Here is a 16,872-nt window from a genome sequence, read left to right as displayed (position 1 = left end):
ACGCTGCCATGGGTGCGAAGGCGCGATTTCATGTGCAGCCATTGGCGGGACGGCACACTAGGGGCGGCCGGCAATCGCGCGGCGTGATGCCGAAGCGCTGCTTGAACGCGCGGCTGAAATGCGACACATCGCTGAAGCCCCACGAATACGCCACCTCGCCCACGGTGCGCCGGCGCAGCGCGGTGTCTTCCAGATCTCGGCGGCAACGCTCGAGCCGCTCCGACCATACCCACTTCATCAAGGGCTCGGCCTCATCGGTGAACAGCTCGTACACATGGCGTGGCGACAGGTCGACACCGGCCGCCACGGCGTGTGCGTCGAGCGCGGGATCGGCCAGGTGATCGCGCACGTACTGCAGGATGCGCCGCTTGTGCAACTGGCGCAGTGCGCCCGGCAGCACCGAGACACGCCCGCCCAGGGCCGCGAGCGCCGGGGCCAGCAAGTAAGGCAGCGCCTCGCCCATGCGGTCTGCCGTGGCCTCGTCGAGTTCGCTGGCGCGCGCCACGAGTTCGTCGGCAGCAGCGCGGAACACCGCGCCCGCGCCCTGCGCACCACGGATCGGCAAGGCGGTGAGCTGATCGAGCTGCGGCACCAGGGCTCGCACCGCGCTGGTGGGCAGGTAGATCGAACAGGAGCTGATGGTGCCGGTCTCGATGTCGAATGGGCGCGCTGGATCGAGCACGAACAGGTCGCCCGGGTCGATGCGGCTCTCGCGCCCACCCTGCGACACCCTGACAACGCCTTCCTTGTGCACCGACACCAGCAAGCGGGCGTCGGACGACTCCGACGCCGGCAACGAGCGCGTGGTATGCGGTGAAAACCGCAGGGCCGCGAAGCGCAGATTGCGGCCCCGGTACGCGCTCATGCGCGCCGACAGAGGACGCGTGGACGAGGCCTGGACCGCCAGGCTCACCGAGAACAGGCGGTGCATCTCGGACTGGAACAACTGCGGGCGCTCGTCGTTGCTGGCACTGTCGGTCGAGAAGTGCCGCACCATGGCGGCGTCGGCACGGTTCTGCGCGGCGGGAATGTTCATGTCTGTCTCCTGGTCGGCATGCGGTGCGCCGTCGATGGCACTTTGCCATGCGCCTTGCATCCGCCAAAATGATTCTTTTGGATGCGATATATCCAACATACAAATACCTAAAATGCGCATCAACCGACTCGACCTCAACCAGCTCGGCAGCCTGGACGCCTTGCTCAGCCACCGCAACGTCAGCCGCGCCGCGCAGCAGGTGCATCTGAGCCAGCCTGCCATGAGCGCCAGCCTGGCCAGGTTGCGCGACTACTTCGGCGACCCATTGCTGGTGCCAGCAGGACGTGGCTTCACGCTGTCGCCCTTCGCGGCATCGTTGGCGCAGCCGGTGCGCGACCTGCTGCTGCAGGCGCAGGCCTTGACCCGCCGCCGGCCCGAAATCGACCTGGCGCGCATCGAGCGCAACGTGACATTGGTCGGATCGGACTACGTGTTCGAGGCCGTGCTCGCACCACTGTTCCAGCGCGCCGCACGGGAAGCCCCGGGCTTGCGCTTCGAGTTGCGTTCGGTCGGCGGCTACCGTCCGCAGGAGCTCGATGACAGCGAGGTCGATCTGGTGCTGTCATCGGCCTCTACCGTCTCCCCACAACACCCTTGCGAGCTGCTGCTGCGCGACACCTTCTCGTGCGTGGCCTGGGAAGGCAACCAAGCCGTGGGGCGGCAACTGACGCGTGCCACCTTTCTGCGCCTAGGCCACGTGGCGGCGCAATTGGGCCAGGGGCGCATTCCCACGCTGGACCAGTTGGCGTTCGATGCACAGGGCATCGCGCGGCGCGTGGAGATCCGCGTCCCCAGCTTCACCCAGGTGGCGCGCTGCGTGGTGGAGACCGAACGCATCGCCACCCTGCACACGTCGCTGGCGCACCGGTTGGCGCGCGTCTGGCCGTTGCGCGTGCTGCGATGCCCGATCGAGATCGCGCCGCTGGTGATCGCGCTGCAGTGGCACCGCTACCAGAGCGACGACCTCGCCATTCGATGGGTTCGTCGCACGCTGCACGAAGTGGTGCTCGCCGAGGGGCTCGCGCCCGCCGACGTGTTGGCAACGCCAACCGTCAAGGTACAGCGGTCTCGCGCGGGAACGCGCCCACGCACTCGGTGACGTCGAGCGCCTGAATGGCGGAGCACGCACCTGCAGCAGGCGCTACTGCCAGACCGCCCGGCGCGCGGCTTCGGTGCGCACAGGTGCGGGCCCATTCACGAACCCACCGCCCAACGGCCCAGACCAATGCCGGTGTACCAGTTGGCCACGGCCTTGTAATAGGTGGTCTCGAAACCGCGCCCGCCGGCCACGCCGTGCGCCAGCAACCAGGTGCGGATCTCTTCCGCGCCGTTGCCTGCTTCGTTGACGTGGTCGGTGGCAAAACGGATCAACGGCTGCGCCTCACCGGCCTGGAGCAGGCGCAGGAACTCGCGGTCAAACGCCTCGTTGACGACGCCCATGCGCGGCGTGGCGATGTCGTGGCTGATGCCGCCCGTGGCGAGCACCGCCACGCGCACATCGCCGGGGAAACTGGCAATCGCCTCGCGCAGCATGCCGCCCCATTGGTAGGCCCGTGCCATGGTGGGCAGCGGCGGTTGCACGCAGTTCACCAGAAGAGGCAACACGCGCACACCGGCACCCGGCGTCGCCAACCCGGCCAGATGCAGGGGCGTGAGCACACCATGGTCGAGCGTGAGGTCCATCGACAGCGCAGGGTCGAAGCCATTGCGCAGGGCCTCGCCCAACAGGTGAGCGCCCAGGTCCGCGTCTCCTTGCAGCACCTGCCGCTCGGCCTTGAGCCAATGCTCGACCGGCGTGCGGTACGAAGTGGCGGCGCCGATGCAGAACGCGGGCAGGTTGTCGAGAAAGAAGTTATGCAGGTGGTCGTCCGAGACCACCACGACCGTGTCCGGCCGCGCCTGGCGCAAGCTGTCGCCCAGCGCGCGGAAGCCCGCGAAGATCTCGTGCCGGTCGTCGTCGGGAATGGCCTCGGGAAAATTGAGCATCACCGGCGTGTGGCTGGCCGCATAGATGCCGACAAGCTCAGCCATGATCGGCCTCCTGCCAGAGCGGCGCGACCGCGCGCAGCGATTGCACGAAGACCTGCTCGGAGATGCGCAACCCCAGGCAGTGCGCCCGCAACAGGTACGGATTGACGCCCGCGAGGAACATGGCACCAATATCGTTGTCGCGAATGGCCGCCTTCAAAGGCTCGGGCAACGGGACATCGGCCATGTAGGCGTCGGGGCTGGCCTGGTAGCGTTCGAGGTGGCTCGCCACGTGGTGCACGTCGAACAGCACGCGGTTCATCCAGTAGGCATCGGGGGTGGGCATGTCGTGGCGCCAGTTGCGCGGCCTGGCCGTCATACAGACACTCCCCGGCCCTGCACCTGCGCGGCCAGCCAGTCGACGATGGTGGGCAGCGTTTGCGGCGTCAGGCCCATGTGGCCCCCCGGGAACATGCGCACACTCTTGGGCGTGCCGTGGTCCAGCAGGCGGTGGATGTCGGACACGGGACACTGCCGGTCTTCCTTGCCATTGACCAGCAGCAGCGGCGCGCTCGGGCGATCGAGCAGACCCTGATCGAGCAAGGAAAGACGGCCGAAACCGGCGACGTACTCCGCGTCGTTGGTGGCGCCGAGCATGCGCTGCCGCGTCTCGACCAACTCCATGAGGTAGCTGTCCGGGTGGCGCGAAGCCTGGACCCAGGCCGGTTGAAACATGTCGTGTACACCGCCGCCCCAGTTCACCGCGCCGGCGATGCGGTCGGGCACGAGGTGGGCGAGCTTGGTGGCCCAGTAGCCACCGAAGGAGCGCCCCAGCAAGCCGATGGCGGCACCCTTCAGATCCGCCTGCGCGGCAATCCAGTCCATGGCGGCCAGAAACGTGCGCTCGGCGTCGGGGACACCGCGCACGGGCGACTCACCGGTGCCCGCGTTGTCCATGGCCACGGTCGCGATGCCACGCGCCAGCAACGCGTCGCAGGCGGCGGTCATCTGCTCCTTGCATGCATCCACGCCGCCCCACATCAACACCACGGGAGGGCGCTCGACGCCCGCTGGACGGCGCACCAGCAACACCACGCAACGCCCCTCCTCCGGGCGGCCGTCGAAAGGCACCTCCACGCGCGCGATCGGCTCGCGCCAGAAGCGGCTCGCCGCCAGGTAGGCACGGCGCTCGGCCACTGCGCAGCGCTCCTTCGCGGGATGGTTGGGACAAGGAAAGCGCCCCATGAAATACAGGCCGCTGGCCTGTTGGTACAGGGCCATGGCGCCCGCGGCATCGCCGGCGGCCTCGGCGGCTTCGGCCTGCGCCAACACCCCGTCACCCAACGCGCCCCAGTAGCCACCCCAGGTCCGGCCGTCCAGGCCGGGCACGCCATCGATCCAGGCGCGTCCAGCGTCGTTGGCGGGCAAGGCGTTCATCGGGTGCGTTCGCGCTGCCAGGCGAGATGCCATCCACTCGCGCGCTTCTGGCAGGGTTCTGGGGCGATCGCGCGGATCGGTGGGGGTGGTGCTCACGAAGCTCTCCTCGAAGTCGTCATGCGATGACCCGAGGTTAGGCGGCATGCGATGCCCCGCTTGGCTGCTGCTGCTGCGGGATTTGACTGTTCGCGAGCTTGCGAAACCCTGTCGCTGGCCGTGCTCGATTGACATCCATCCATCCAAACGGCATAATGTTATAACAATGTATGTCGACGCCCACGGGCGTACGGCGGCCCGCAGAATCGGTCTCCATCCGGAGGCCCACCACAAGGAGACCTGTCCATGCAACAACGAAGAGCATTCATCCTGGGCGCCGCTGCGTGCGCCACCTGGCCGCTGGCCATGGCCCAGAGTTGGCCAAGCCGCCCGATCCGCTTCGTCTCGGCCACCGCCGCTGGCGGTGCCATCGATGCCACAGCGCGCGCCTACGGCGAGTACATCACGCAGCGCACGGGCCAGCCCGTGGTGGTGGAAGCGCGCCCTGGCGGGCAGAGCATGATCGCGGCGCAAGCCGTGGTCTCCTCACCGCCCGACGGCCACACCTTTCTCTTCGCGGTCAACTCCGCGTTGACCCAGGCACCGCTGCTGTTGAAGAAGGTCGCGGTGCCCGAACCCGAGAAGGCCTTCGACATGCTGGCCGGCTTCAGCCCCGGCCCTGCGCTCTTCCTGGTGAAGAAGGACCTGCCGGCGCGCACGCCGCGCGAGTTCGTGGAACTGGCGCGTGCGCAACGCCTGGTCATCGGCTCGATCGGCGTGGGCTCGCGCGCGCATCTCGTCGGTGCACAAATGAACAAGCTGCTGGGCACCAAGCTCGATGTCGTTCACTACAAGGGCGCCGCGCCCGCGCTGCAGGATCTCGCGGTCGGGACGATCGACTGCACCGTGGGCAGCTACTCGGGGTCCGCGTCGCTGATGCAATCGGGAAGAATCGTTCCCATCGCCGTCACCTCGGGCAGCCGCACACCCAAGCTGCCCGACCTGCCCACCTTCGCCGATGCCGGGTTCGGCCAACCCGCCTTTCGCCTGCGCGACTGGCTCGTTCTGGCCGCCCCCGCAGGCACGCCTGCGGCCATCAGCAACCGCCTCGCCGAACTGATCCGCGAAGGCACCGACACGCCCGCAGTAATCGCCGCACGTGAAGCCTCCGCGGTCACCGAAAAACCGTTGCTGCTCGCCGAATTCGCCCGGGCCTTGGCCGAAGAGCGCCCGGTGTGGCAGAACCTGACGCGCGAACTGGGCGTCACGCTCGAGTGAGGATGGGCATCGCCCTGCAGGCAGACCCGTGCGTTGCGGCGGCCTACCGCACCCTGCTCTCGCGCATCGGCCTGGACCCATCGAGGTCCATCGCCCAGGTGTCGATCACCGGCAGCGACCCCGTGCTCGCCAGCCGCCAGCGCTACGGCACCGCGGTATCGGCCGCCCTGGCCGCGCAGGCGACGGCGGTGGCCGCGATCTGGTGTGAGCGGGGTGGCGACAGCCAGCGCATCGATGTCGATCTCGCACGGGCGGTGCACCTGGGGCTTCGCACCACCTTCCATTTGCGCCAGCACGGGCATGGGTTTGCCGTCGGCAGTTTCAGCCGTGCGGAGAACTATTTCGAAACCGCCGATGGCCGTCACGTGTACCTGTTGCGAAACAACGGGCGCGGCACCATCACGCAAGACCTCATCGGCCTCTTGCGTTGCACCAACAGCACCGAAGGGATTGCCGCGGCGGTACGGCAGTGGCGCGCGGTCGATCTCGAAGAAGCCTTGGCCATCGCGCGCTTGCCCGGCGTGATGGCGCGCACCGAGGACGAGTGGAACACCCATCCCCAAGGTCGTCTGCTGTGCAGCGAACCCGGCGTTGCGGTACGGCGCATCGGCCCTGCCACGGCGCGGCGCTGGACGCCAGGCGCACGGCCTCTGAGCGGACTGCGCGTGCTGGACGCCTCGCACGTGATCGCCGGGCCGGCCGTGGGTCGGCTGCTGGCGGAGCAAGGCGCCGATGTGTTGCACGTCACCAACCCGGCCGAGCGCGAAATGCCTGCCGTGACGATGGACCTCGGGTTCGGCAAACGCGCGGCCTATATCGACCTGAACCGCGCGCAGGACGTCGAGCGCATGCGCGCGCTCGTGGCCGAAGCCGATGTGTTCATCGACTCGTTTCGCCCCGGCGCGCTGCGTGCCCGCGGGTTCGCGCCCGAAGATCTCGCGGCGCTTCGACCCGGCATCGTCTGCGTGTCGATCAGCGCATATGGCTACGAGGGCCCCTGGTCCCACCGCGGTGGCTACGAGCCCATTGGCCATGCGGTGTCGGGCCTGGCCTTGCGCGAAGGTGGCGGTGGTACGCCGCGCGGCGCGCCCACCGTCACCATGAACGACTACCTGGCGGCCTATCTGGCAGGCGCGGGCGTTCTGGGTGCCCTGCTGCAGCAGGCCCGCGAGGGCGGCAGCTTCCATGTGACGAGCTCGCTCACGCAGGCATCGATGTGGGTGTTGGCACAAGGCGAGTTGGAAGGGATGGCGCCGCAGGCTTGCCCGTGGTCGCCGTCGCCCGACGACCTGCTGCACCGCGACTCGGTGTTCGGCGAACTGACGCATGCCGCGCCCATCGTGCGGTACTCGCACACCCCCGCGTACTGGTCACGCCCGCCGCAACCCGCTGGCGCGTCGCCCGCGCGTTGGTGAGCGCACATCGCTTCAAGCGCGCAACAAAAAAGGACTGGCGATTTCTCGCAAGTCCTTGGTTGTCCAGCATGGTGTCTGGTGGGCGGTGCAGGGTTCGAACCTGCGACCCCTGCCGTGTGAAGGCAGTGCTCTACCACTGAGCTAACCGCCCGATAGATCTTTGGCCGATCTCTCGGAAGCCTCAGATTATAGCCAGGTTTTTGACCTTCTTAACCCGCCAGCAGCTGGCGCCACACGGTTTTTCCTTTGCTGGCCTTGTCCAGGTCGGCCAGCAGGCTGTCGTGCGCCTGGCTTTCCTGTTCGTTGGCCATCAGCACGGGCAACTCGAAGCGGATCAAGTCGATCACCTCGACCTGACCGCCTTCCCCGGGCGCATCGCCGATGTCCATGATCAGCGCGTCCTGGCCGCGTGTCATGTTGATGTACACGTCGGCCAGCAATTCGGCGTCGAGCAAGGCGCCGTGCAGCGTGCGACCCGAGTTGTCCACGCCCAGCCGGTCGCACAGCGCGTCCAGGCCATTGCGCTTGCCCGGGAACATTTCCTTGGCCATGGCCAGACTGTCGGTGACCTGCCCGATCACGGTCTTGATGGGCGCGCGGCCCAGGCGCTCCAGTTCCTTGTTGAGAAAACTGATGTCGAACGGCGCGTTGTGGATGATCAATTCCGCATCGCGAAGGTAGTCCAGCAAGGTGTCGGCGATGGCGGCGAACTTCGGCTTGTCGCGCAGGAACTCGTTGCTGATGCCGTGCACCTTGAGCGCGTCTTCGTGGCTGTCGCGCTCGGGGTTGACGTAGTAGTGCAAGTTGTTGCCGGTGAGCTTGCGGTTGAGCAGCTCCACGCAACCGATTTCGATGATGCGGTCCCCGTTATCGGCGGACAGGCCGGTGGTTTCCGTGTCGAGGACGATCTGGCGCATCAATGGTTTTCCTTGGCGTGGTTGATCGAGTACTTCGGAATCTCGACGGTCACGTCGGATTGCGCCAGGATAGCTTGGCACGACAGGCGCGAGTTGGGCTCCAGGCCCCAGGCGCGGTCCAGCAGATCTTCCTCGGTTTCTTCGAGTTCGTTCAGGCTGTTGAAACCTTCGCGAACGATCACGTGGCAGGTCGTGCAGGCCGCACTCATGTCGCAGGCGTGTTCGATGTTGATCTTGTTGTCGAGCAGGGCTTCGCAGATCGAGGTGCCTGCGGGCGCCTTGACGCTCGCGCCCTGGGGACAGTACTCGGGATGGGGCAGGATCTTGATCGTGGGCATGGGAATGTTTTTTCTTCAGACTTCTTCGAGCTTCTTGCCGGACAAGGCCTGCTGGATGCCCTTGTTCATGCGCAGCGCGGCGAAGGGCTCGGTGGCCTTGGCGAGTTCGCTGGTGGCGTTCTCGATCGCCTGCGCGTCTTCACCAGTGGCGGTGGTGGCCAGCGCGGTCATGAGGGCGTCGATCTGCTCGCGCTCCAGGGGCTTGAGCAGATCGGCGTCTGCCGCCAATGCGGTCTTCGTGGCAGCGATCATTCTTTCGGCATCCACGCGGGACTCGACCAAGGCGCGCGCCTGAATGTCTTGCTGCGCCGTGGCAAAACTGTCTTGCAGCATGGTGGAAATCTGCTCGTCGCTCAGGCCGTAGGAGGGCTTCACATCCACATGTGCTTCCACGCCGCTGCCCTGCTCCTTCGCGCTCACCGAGAGCAAGCCATCGGCGTCCACCGTGAAGGTCACGCGAATGCGCGCCGCACCGGCCACCATGGGCGGGATGCCGCGCAACACGAAGCGCGCAAGACTGCGGCAGTCGGCCACGAGATCGCGCTCGCCTTGCACCACGTGCAGCGCCAATGCGGTCTGCCCGTCCTGGTAGGTGGTGAAGTCCTGCGCCCGCGCCGTCGGAATGGCGCTGTTGCGCGGCACGATGCGCTCGACCAGGCCGCCCATGGTTTCGATGCCGAGCGAGAGCGGGATCACGTCGAGCAGCAGCAAGTCACCGTCGCGGCTGTTGCCGGCCAAGGCATTGGCCTGGATGGCCGCGCCCAAGGCCACCACTTCGTCGGGGTTCAGGTTGGTCAAGGGCTCGCGGCCGAAGAACTCGCCCACGGTGCGGCGGATCACGGGCATGCGCGTGGAACCGCCGACCATCACCACGCCTTGCACCTCGTCCTTGCCCACGCCGGCATCGCGCAGCACCTTGCGCACCGCGGTCATGGTGCGGGTGGTGAAGGCCGCGGTACAGGCTTCGAAATCGGCGGGCGTGACGGTCTGCTCGATCTCTCGACCCGCCACATTGGCGCGGAAGGTTTCCACTGCGGCAGACGACAGCGCCTCTTTCACACGCCGGGCCTCTGCGTGCGTGGCCGCGCGTTCCGAGGGCGTCAATGCGGCGTCCACGCCTTGTTGGCGCAACACCCAGGCCGCGAGCGCCTGGTCGTAGTCGTCGCCACCCAACGCCGAATCGCCGCCCGTGGCCATGACCTCGAACACGCCTTGCGCGAGCCGCAAGATGGAAATGTCGAACGTGCCGCCACCCAGGTCGTAGATGGCATAAACGCCCTCGGCAGCGTTGTCCAGACCGTAGGCGATGGCCGCGGCCGTGGGCTCGTTGATGAGCCGCAGCACCTGGATGCCGGCAAGCTGCGCCGCGTCTTTCGTGGCCTGGCGTTGGGCGTCGTCGAAGTACGCGGGCACGGTGATCACCGCGCCGTAGAGGTCGTCGTCAAAACTGTCTTCCGCGCGAAAGCGCAGCGTGGCGAGAATTTCCGCGCTCACTTCCATCGGCGTCTTGCGACCGGCCACGGTTTCGATCACGGCCATACCATCCTGGTCGACCACGTTGTAGGACAGCTTGTCCACGTCGCTCACTTGCGCGCGGCTGCGCCCCATGAGACGCTTGACCGAGCTCACGGTGTTGGCGGGGTCCTGCACCTGTGCGGCCAGCGCGTCAAAGCCGATCTGGCGCCCCGAACCACCTTGCGCCGGATCGAGGTAGCGCACCACGCTGGGCAGGATCACACGGCCATCCTCAGCCGGCAGACACTCGGACACGCCATGGCGCACGGCGGCCACCAGCGAATGCGTGGTGCCCAGATCGATGCCCACCGCCACGCGCCGCTGGTGCGGGTCGAGGGACTGGCCGGGTTCGGAAATCTGCAATAGCGCCATGGGTTCTCAACGATCCAATCAATACAGGGGGGAGCCGGCTATTGTCCCAGCAGATCGATGCGGTTCTCCACATCGCTGGCAAAGCGCTCAACGAACATAAGGGCTCTGACCTGCTGGGCCAGCGCGGTCCAGTCGCGCTGTTCGTCGGCGGTGGTCTGCAGGCCTTGCAGCATGCCGCGGCGCGTGGTGGCCACGTCGTCGGCCATGCGCTCCAGGTCGTCGAGACCATCGGCCTCTTCGAGGTCTTCACGCCACTGCATCTGCTGCATCAGAAAGGCCTTGGGCATGGCGGTGTTGTTCTCGGCCTGTATCGGCACGCCATGCAGTTCGCACAAGTAGGCCGCGCGTTTGAGCGGGTCTTTGAGACGCTGGTAAGCCTCGTTGATGCGCACCGACCATTGCATCGCCTGGCGCTGGGTCTGTGCGTCGGCGGTGGTGAAGCGGTCCGGATGCGCTTCTCGCTGCAAATCCTTCCAGCGCGTGTCGAGCGCGGCACGGTCCACGGCGAACTGCGGCTGCAGACCAAATATCTCGAAGTCGTTCGATTGAAGATTCATCAAAGGGAGACAAGCGCCAGTGGAACGAAGGACGCCGTCCTGGGCCAGCGCGGAACCGCCCTTCGACAAGCTCAGGACGGGGCGCTGCCTGCGCCCCCTGCGGGGGTCGCGCCAAGCGCGGCGGGGGTGAGTCTAAATCCTGAAACTCTCACCGCAGCCGCAACGGTCGCGCTCGTTCGGGTTGTTGAAACGAAAACCTTCGTTCAGCCCTTCGCGCACAAAATCCAGCTGCGTGCCATCGATGTAGGCCAAGGCCTTGGGATCGACCAGCACCTTCACACCGTTGTCCTCGAACACCACGTCTTCGGGCGCGATCTCGTCGGCGTATTCCAGCTTGTAGGCCATGCCGGAGCAACCCGTGGTCTTCACACCCAGGCGCACACCCACACCCTTGCCCCGTTTGGCGATGTAGCGGTTGACATGCCGTGCAGCGGCTTCTGAAATCGAGATGGCCATGAAACCTCAGTTCGTGTGCTTCTTGCGGTAGTCGTCCACCGCTGCCTTGATCGCATCTTCGGCCAGGATGGAGCAGTGGATCTTCACCGGCGGCAAGGCCAGCTCTTCGGCAATCTCGCTGTTCTTGAGCGCGGCGGCCTGGTCCAGCGTCTTGCCCTTGACCCATTCGGTCACGAGCGAAGACGAGGCGATGGCGGAACCGCAGCCATAGGTCTTGAAGCGCGCGTCTTCGATGACACCCGTGGTCGGGTTCACCTTGATCTGCAGCTTCATCACGTCACCGCAGGCGGGCGCGCCCACCATGCCGGTGCCCACCGAGTCGTCGCCCTTTTCAAAGGAACCGACGTTGCGGGGGTTTTCGTAGTGATCAACAACTTTTTCCGAGTAAGCCATGGTGTTTCTCCTTCAATGCGCTGACCACTGGATGGTGGACAGGTCAATACCGTCTTTGAACATTTCCCACAGCGGGGACAACTCGCGCAGCTTGGCCACGTTTTCCTTGATGGTGGCGATGGCGTAGTCGATCTCTTCTTCCGTCGTCCAGCGGCCGATCGTCATACGCAGGCTGCTATGGGCGAGTTCATCGCTGCGGCCCAGGGCTCGCAACACATAGCTGGGCTCCAGGCTGGCCGAGGTGCAGGCCGAACCCGACGACACCGCCAGGCCCTTGATGCCCATGATGAGCGACTCGCCCTCGACGTAGTTGAAGCTCATGTTGAGGTTGTGCGGCACGCGCTTCGTTTCGTGGCCGTTGATGAACACCTCTTCCACGTCCTTCAGCCCGGCGACCATGCGGTCGTGCAATGCCTGGATGCGCTGGTTTTCTTCGTGCATCTCGGCCTTGGCGATGGCATAGGCCTCACCCATGCCCACGATCTGGTGCGTGGGCAGCGTGCCCGAGCGCATTCCGCGTTCGTGACCACCACCGTGCATCTGCGCCTCGATGCGGATGCGCGGCTTGCGGCGCACGTACAGCGCGCCGATGCCCTTGGGGCCGTAGGTCTTGTGCGAAGTCAGGCTCATCAGGTCGACCGGCAGCTTCTGCAAATCGATGTCGACCCGGCCCGTGGCCTGCGCGGCGTCCACGTGAAAGATCACGCCCTTCTCACGGCAGATCGCACCGATGGCAGCGATGTCCTGCACCACGCCAATTTCGTTGTTCACGAACATGACCGAAGCCAGGATGGTGTCGGGCCGGATCGCGGCCTTGAAGGCCTCCAGGTCGAGCAGGCCATCGGCCTGCACGTCGAGGTAGGTCACCTCGAAACCCTGGCGCTCCAACTCGCGCATGGTGTCGAGCACAGCCTTGTGCTCGGTCTTCACCGTGATGAGGTGCTTGCCCTTGGTCTTGTAGAAATGCGCCGCGCCTTTGAGTGCGAGGTTGTTGGACTCGGTGGCACCGCTGGTCCAGACGATCTCGCGCGGATCGGCCCCGATCAGGGCAGCCACTTTTTCACGCGCACCTTCAACGGCCTTTTCGGCTTCCCAGCCCCAGGCGTGGCTGCGCGAAGCCGGGTTGCCGAAATGTTCGCGCAACCAGGGGATCATCGCGTCTACCACCCGCGGGTCGCAGGGGTTGGTGGCGCTGTAGTCCATGTAGATGGGAAAGTGCGGAGTGCTCATGGCGGGCTGGCGTGGGCTGTCTGTGGATAGAGCGCCTGCGGGGTCGTTCGCCCCGCTCAGGCAAGGTTCATTTGGAGAGCGCGCTGCCTCCGAGGGCGAAGACCGAATTGGGCGCGTTCACGCGGATCGGCTTGACCACCGGCGCGCTGGAGATCGCGCGCTTGATCATGGGTGCGTTTTCCACCACCACGCCCTTGGCCAACTGCTCGTCCACCAGGGACTGCAGCGACACCGAGTCGAGGAAATCGACCATCTTGGCGTTGAGTTGCGCCCACAGTTCGTGCGTCATGCAACGGTGGCCTTCGCCAAGGCAGTTTTCCTTGCCGCCGCACTGGGTGGCGTCGATCGGCTCATCGACCGACACGATGATGTCGGCCACGGTGATGTCGGACGCCTTGCGGCCCAGGGTGTAACCGCCACCCGGGCCACGGGTGGACTCCACCAGCTCGTGGCGGCGCAGCTTGCCAAACAGCTGTTCAAGATAGGACAGGGAAATCTGCTGACGCTGGCTGATCGCCGCGAGCGTGACGGGACCGTTGTTCTGGCGCAGGGCCAGATCGATCATGGCTGTGACCGCGAAGCGGCCTTTGGTCGTGAGGCGCATTTCAAGCTCCTTGAAGTGTTGGCTTGACTGTCGTTGCATGGTTCAACGGATGACAAACACCCTGTTGAACCCCTTCTCCACCCACCCGATCCGTTGCAGATCTGTTTATCGAAGGCTTATCCGACTGTTTTTGTCGAGTATACAGCAAAAGCCTAGCGTTTTGCTCGGTATTTTACTGGTAAACCCTGCCCCGTACCCCGGGGCCCCGAAGCGGCCGGCTTCAGACGTTGTCGCTGCCGGGTGCGCCAAACACCTGGGCCTTGAGGTGGGCGAGTTGGTCGCGCACCTTGGCCGCTTGCTCGAACTCGAGATTGCGCGCGTGTTCGAGCATGAGCTTTTCCAGGCGCTTGATCTCGCGCGCCACGTCCTTTTCGCTCATGTCTTCCACGCTGGCGCGCTGCGCGCTCTCGGCGGCCAGGCGATCAGCCTCCTTGCCCGCCTTCTCGCTGTACACGCCATCGATCAGGTCCTTGATGCGCTTGTTGACGCTGCGCGGCTCGATGCCCATGGCCGCGTTGTGCGCCATCTGCTTGGCGCGGCGGCGGTTGGTTTCGTCCATCGCCTTCTTCATCGAATCGGTGATGCGGTCGGCGTACAGGATGGCGCGGCCATTCAGGTTGCGCGCGGCGCGGCCGATGGTCTGGATCAGGCTGCGCTCGGAGCGCAGGAAGCCTTCCTTGTCAGCGTCCAGGATGGCCACGAGAGAGACCTCGGGAATGTCCAGGCCTTCGCGCAGCAGGTTGATGCCCACCAGCACGTCGAATGTGCCCAGCCGCAGGTCGCGGATGATCTCGACGCGCTCCACGGTATCGACATCGCTGTGCAGATAGCGCACCTTCACACCGTTTTCGGTCAGGTAATCGGTGAGCTGCTCGGCCATGCGCTTGGTCAGCGTGGTGATGAGCACGCGCTCGTTCTTCTCCACACGAAGCCGGATTTCCTGCAGCACGTCGTCCACCTGGTGGGTGGCCGGGCGCACTTCGAGCTCCGGATCGACCAGGCCGGTGGGACGCACCAGCTGCTCGACCACGTTGCCGGTGTGGGTCTTCTCGTAGTCGGCCGGTGTGGCCGAGACGAACACCACCTGGCGCATGCGCTGCTCGAACTCCTCGAGCTTGAGTGGGCGGTTGTCCAGCGCGCTCGGCAGGCGAAAACCATATTCCACCAGGGTGGTCTTGCGCGCGCGGTCGCCGTTGTACATGCCGCCGAACTGGCCCATGAGCACGTGGCTCTCGTCAAGGAACATGATGGCGTCCTTGGGCAGGTAGTCGGTCAGGGTGGAGGGCGGCTCGCCCGGCGCGCTGCCAGCGAGGTGGCGCGAGTAGTTCTCGATGCCCTTGCAGTGGCCCACTTCGCTCAGCATTTCCAGATCGAACCGGGTGCGCTGCTCCAGGCGCTGCGCCTCCACCAGCTTGCCCTCGCCCACCAGTTGCTTGAGCCGCTCGGCCAGCTCCAGTTTGATGGCTTCCACCGCGTGCAGCACCTGCTCGCGCGGGGTCACGTAGTGGCTGCTGGGGTAGACGGTGAAGCGCGGGATTTTCTGCCGCACCTTGCCGGTGAGCGGGTCGAACAGCTGCAACGTTTCGACCTCGTCGTCGAAGAGTTCGATGCGGATCGCCATTTCCGAGTGTTCGGCGGGAAAGACGTCGATGGTGTCGCCGCGCACGCGGAACTTGCCACGCGAAAAATCTTGCTCGTTGCGGGCGTACTGCATGCGCACGAGCTGGGCGATGAGGTCGCGCTGGCCGATCTTGTCGCCGGTGCGCAGCGTCATCACCATCTGGTGGTAGCTCTCGGGCTTGCCGATGCCGTAGATGGCGGAGACGGTGGCGACGATTACCACGTCGCGCCGCTCCAGGATGCTCTTGGTGCAGCTCAGGCGCATCTGCTCGATGTGCTCGTTGATCGCGCTGTCCTTTTCGATGAACAGGTCGCGCTGCGGCACGTAGGCCTCGGGCTGGTAGTAGTCGTAGTAGCTGACGAAGTACTCGACGGCGTTCTTCGGGAAGAACTCGCGGAACTCGCTGTACAGCTGTGCGGCCAGCGTCTTGTTGGGCGCGAACACGATCGCCGGGCGGCCGAGCCGGGCGATCACATTGGCCATGGTGAAGGTCTTGCCCGAACCGGTCACGCCCAGCAGGGTCTGAAACACCTCGCCATCGTTCGCGCCTTCCACGAGCTGGCGGATGGCCTCGGGCTGGTCGCCGGCCGGGGGATACGGCAGGAACAGCTGGAACGGCGAGCCAGGGAATGTGAGGAACTCGCCCTCCGCGGGCGTGCCGCCTGCCGACTCAGGCAGCAGGGGTTGGGGTGTCGGCGGCAGGGTCGTCTGGGGCATCGGACGATTGTGCCGGATGGTCGCGGACAACATCGGTCCTCGGTCGGCGCACCCCTGGCTTGGCCAGGATTTCCACGTAGGCCTGTTCACCGCCTTCGCGCGCGACGGCGTCCACCCGGGGAATCAGCTCGGACAGGTGCACCACTTGCGCGGTTTCCTTGCTGGCACCGACACGGCAATCGAAGTCCAGAAAATCGACGCCCTCTGGCAGCTCGCGGCGGCGTTCGCGCTTGAGGTATTTTCGGATCTCGTGCTTGACGGCTTCTAGCACGCGGTCGCGGTGGCGGCCCTCTTGAACGAGGGCAAAGGTTTTTCTCATGGCAAGCGATCTGGAGGCGAAGCGCGCGATTATGCGCGCCGCAGGGTATTCTCACGCGCCATGTCTGCCCACGCCAAACACCTCACCCCCAGCAAGGACGAGATCGAACTGCTCGAACCTTTCGAGCGCCTGGGGCTGGACCGCATCACGCTCGTGAACACGGTGGCGCAGGCGCGCGAGGCCTGCGCGGCGTTGATCGAACACACGGTCTGGGGTTTTGATACCGAGTCCAAACCCACGTTTCACAAGGACCAAGTGTCCGACGGACCGCACACCGTGCAACTGGCCACGCCGCAGCGCGCCTGGGTATTCCAGCTGCACGACCCTGCCTGCCGCACCGAGGTGGCCGCCCTGCTCGCGCACGATGGGCACGTCAAGGCCGGCTTTGGCCTGGGCGACGACACCCGGCGCATCGTGGCCAAACTGGCGGTGCAACCGGCGGCGGTGATGGACCTCAACGCCGTGTTTCGCGCGCGCGGCTACCGCAAGGACGTCGGCGTGAAAGCAGCGGTCGCCTTGTTGTTCCAGCGGCGCTTTCTCAAATCGAAGAAGGCCGCCACGTCGAACTGGGCCGCCCCCCTGTTGAGTGAGGCGCAACTGGTCTATGCGGCGAACGACGCGTGGGCCGCCGTGCGGGTGTTCCATGCGCTCGGGCTGGACTAA

18 protein-coding genes and 1 tRNA gene are annotated in these 16,872 nt (G+C 65.7%); 4 read left to right on the top strand and 15 right to left on the bottom strand.

Going from position 1 to position 16,872, the window contains the following annotated elements:
* Positions 1-28: 28 nt before the first annotated feature.
* The gene (locus F9K07_RS12645; protein WP_159593573.1) at positions 29-1,036 is read right to left on the bottom strand and encodes a helix-turn-helix domain-containing protein; all 1,008 of its coding nucleotides are present in this window, start codon (positions 1,034-1,036) and stop codon (positions 29-31) included.
* Between the two features lie 112 nt (positions 1,037-1,148).
* Here F9K07_RS12645 and F9K07_RS12640 point away from each other — a divergent pair, with 112 nt between their 5' ends.
* Positions 1,149-2,135, top strand: coding sequence for a LysR family transcriptional regulator (locus F9K07_RS12640; protein ID WP_159593571.1), 987 nt, complete (start codon positions 1,149-1,151; stop codon positions 2,133-2,135).
* A 95-nt stretch (positions 2,136-2,230) separates the two neighbouring features.
* Here F9K07_RS12640 and F9K07_RS12635 read toward each other — a convergent pair whose 3' ends face one another.
* Genes F9K07_RS12635 through F9K07_RS12625 form a run of 3 tightly spaced genes read right to left on the bottom strand, consistent with a single transcriptional unit; the run spans position 2,231 to position 4,537 of the window.
* Positions 2,231-3,067 (bottom strand): 2,3-dihydroxyphenylpropionate 1,2-dioxygenase, encoded by an 837-nt coding sequence (locus tag F9K07_RS12635; protein WP_159593569.1) that lies wholly within the window; start codon positions 3,065-3,067, stop codon positions 2,231-2,233.
* Complete coding sequence (locus F9K07_RS12630) at positions 3,060-3,383, bottom strand: subunit of meta cleavage enzyme (protein WP_159593567.1); 324 nt, start codon at positions 3,381-3,383, stop codon at positions 3,060-3,062. The genes F9K07_RS12635 and F9K07_RS12630 overlap by 8 nt, the downstream gene beginning before the upstream one ends.
* Complete coding sequence (locus tag F9K07_RS12625) at positions 3,380-4,537, bottom strand: alpha/beta hydrolase family protein (protein ID WP_236581938.1); 1,158 nt, start codon at positions 4,535-4,537, stop codon at positions 3,380-3,382. Before F9K07_RS12625 ends, F9K07_RS12630 begins: the two co-directional genes overlap by 4 nt.
* 246 nt (positions 4,538-4,783) lie before the next feature.
* Between F9K07_RS12625 and F9K07_RS12620 the strand changes: the two genes are divergently transcribed.
* Complete coding sequence (locus tag F9K07_RS12620) at positions 4,784-5,755, top strand: Bug family tripartite tricarboxylate transporter substrate binding protein (RefSeq protein ID WP_159593563.1); 972 nt, start codon at positions 4,784-4,786, stop codon at positions 5,753-5,755.
* A 2-nt stretch (positions 5,756-5,757) separates the two neighbouring features.
* A complete protein-coding gene (locus F9K07_RS12615) occupies positions 5,758-7,170 on the top strand; it encodes a CoA transferase (protein ID WP_159593561.1) in 1,413 nt (470 codons plus the stop codon).
* A gap of 76 nt (positions 7,171-7,246) precedes the next feature.
* Here the strand turns inward: F9K07_RS12615 and F9K07_RS12610 are convergent.
* The 11 genes from F9K07_RS12610 to F9K07_RS12560 form a co-directional block, all read right to left on the bottom strand.
* Positions 7,247-7,321, bottom strand: a tRNA-Val gene (locus tag F9K07_RS12610).
* 58 nt (positions 7,322-7,379) lie between these two features.
* Entirely contained in the window at positions 7,380-8,087 is a 708-nt protein-coding gene (gene dnaQ, locus F9K07_RS12605; RefSeq protein WP_201451549.1) for a DNA polymerase III subunit epsilon, read from the bottom strand.
* A complete protein-coding gene (fdx, locus tag F9K07_RS12600; protein ID WP_159593557.1) occupies positions 8,087-8,425 on the bottom strand; it encodes an ISC system 2Fe-2S type ferredoxin in 339 nt (112 codons plus the stop codon). Before fdx ends, dnaQ begins: the two co-directional genes overlap by 1 nt.
* A gap of 15 nt (positions 8,426-8,440) precedes the next feature.
* A complete protein-coding gene (gene hscA / locus F9K07_RS12595; RefSeq protein WP_159593555.1) occupies positions 8,441-10,312 on the bottom strand; it encodes a Fe-S protein assembly chaperone HscA in 1,872 nt (623 codons plus the stop codon).
* Between the two features lie 38 nt (positions 10,313-10,350).
* On the bottom strand, positions 10,351-10,869 hold the full coding sequence (gene hscB / locus F9K07_RS12590; protein ID WP_159593553.1) for a Fe-S protein assembly co-chaperone HscB: 519 nt from the start codon (positions 10,867-10,869) through the stop codon (positions 10,351-10,353).
* A 132-nt stretch (positions 10,870-11,001) separates the two neighbouring features.
* Positions 11,002-11,325 (bottom strand): iron-sulfur cluster assembly protein IscA, encoded by a 324-nt coding sequence (gene iscA, locus F9K07_RS12585; protein WP_066272849.1) that lies wholly within the window; start codon positions 11,323-11,325, stop codon positions 11,002-11,004.
* Positions 11,326-11,331: 6 nt separating this feature from the next.
* Entirely contained in the window at positions 11,332-11,718 is a 387-nt protein-coding gene (gene iscU / locus F9K07_RS12580) for a Fe-S cluster assembly scaffold IscU (RefSeq protein WP_159593551.1), read from the bottom strand.
* 12 nt (positions 11,719-11,730) lie between these two features.
* On the bottom strand, positions 11,731-12,948 hold the full coding sequence (locus F9K07_RS12575; protein ID WP_159593549.1) for an IscS subfamily cysteine desulfurase: 1,218 nt from the start codon (positions 12,946-12,948) through the stop codon (positions 11,731-11,733).
* A gap of 67 nt (positions 12,949-13,015) precedes the next feature.
* Positions 13,016-13,552 (bottom strand): Fe-S cluster assembly transcriptional regulator IscR, encoded by a 537-nt coding sequence (gene iscR, locus F9K07_RS12570; RefSeq protein WP_159593547.1) that lies wholly within the window; start codon positions 13,550-13,552, stop codon positions 13,016-13,018.
* Between the two features lie 220 nt (positions 13,553-13,772).
* Positions 13,773-15,890: an excinuclease ABC subunit UvrB gene (gene uvrB, locus F9K07_RS12565; RefSeq protein ID WP_236581937.1), complete on the bottom strand. Its 2,118-nt coding sequence runs from the start codon at positions 15,888-15,890 to the stop codon at positions 13,773-13,775.
* Positions 15,844-16,209 carry a DUF6172 family protein gene (locus F9K07_RS12560; protein WP_159593545.1) on the bottom strand — a complete coding sequence of 122 codons (366 nt, stop codon included), beginning with the start codon at positions 16,207-16,209 and terminating at the stop codon, positions 15,844-15,846. The genes uvrB and F9K07_RS12560 overlap by 47 nt, the downstream gene beginning before the upstream one ends.
* Before the next feature lie 60 nt (positions 16,210-16,269).
* Here F9K07_RS12560 and F9K07_RS12555 point away from each other — a divergent pair, with 60 nt between their 5' ends.
* Complete coding sequence (locus F9K07_RS12555) at positions 16,270-16,872, top strand: 3'-5' exonuclease (protein WP_159593543.1); 603 nt, start codon at positions 16,270-16,272, stop codon at positions 16,870-16,872.

This window comes from Hydrogenophaga sp. BPS33 (genome assembly GCF_009859475.1).
Classification (GTDB): Bacteria; Pseudomonadota; Gammaproteobacteria; order Burkholderiales; family Burkholderiaceae_C; genus Hydrogenophaga.
This window is presented reverse-complemented; position numbering and strand designations above follow the sequence as displayed.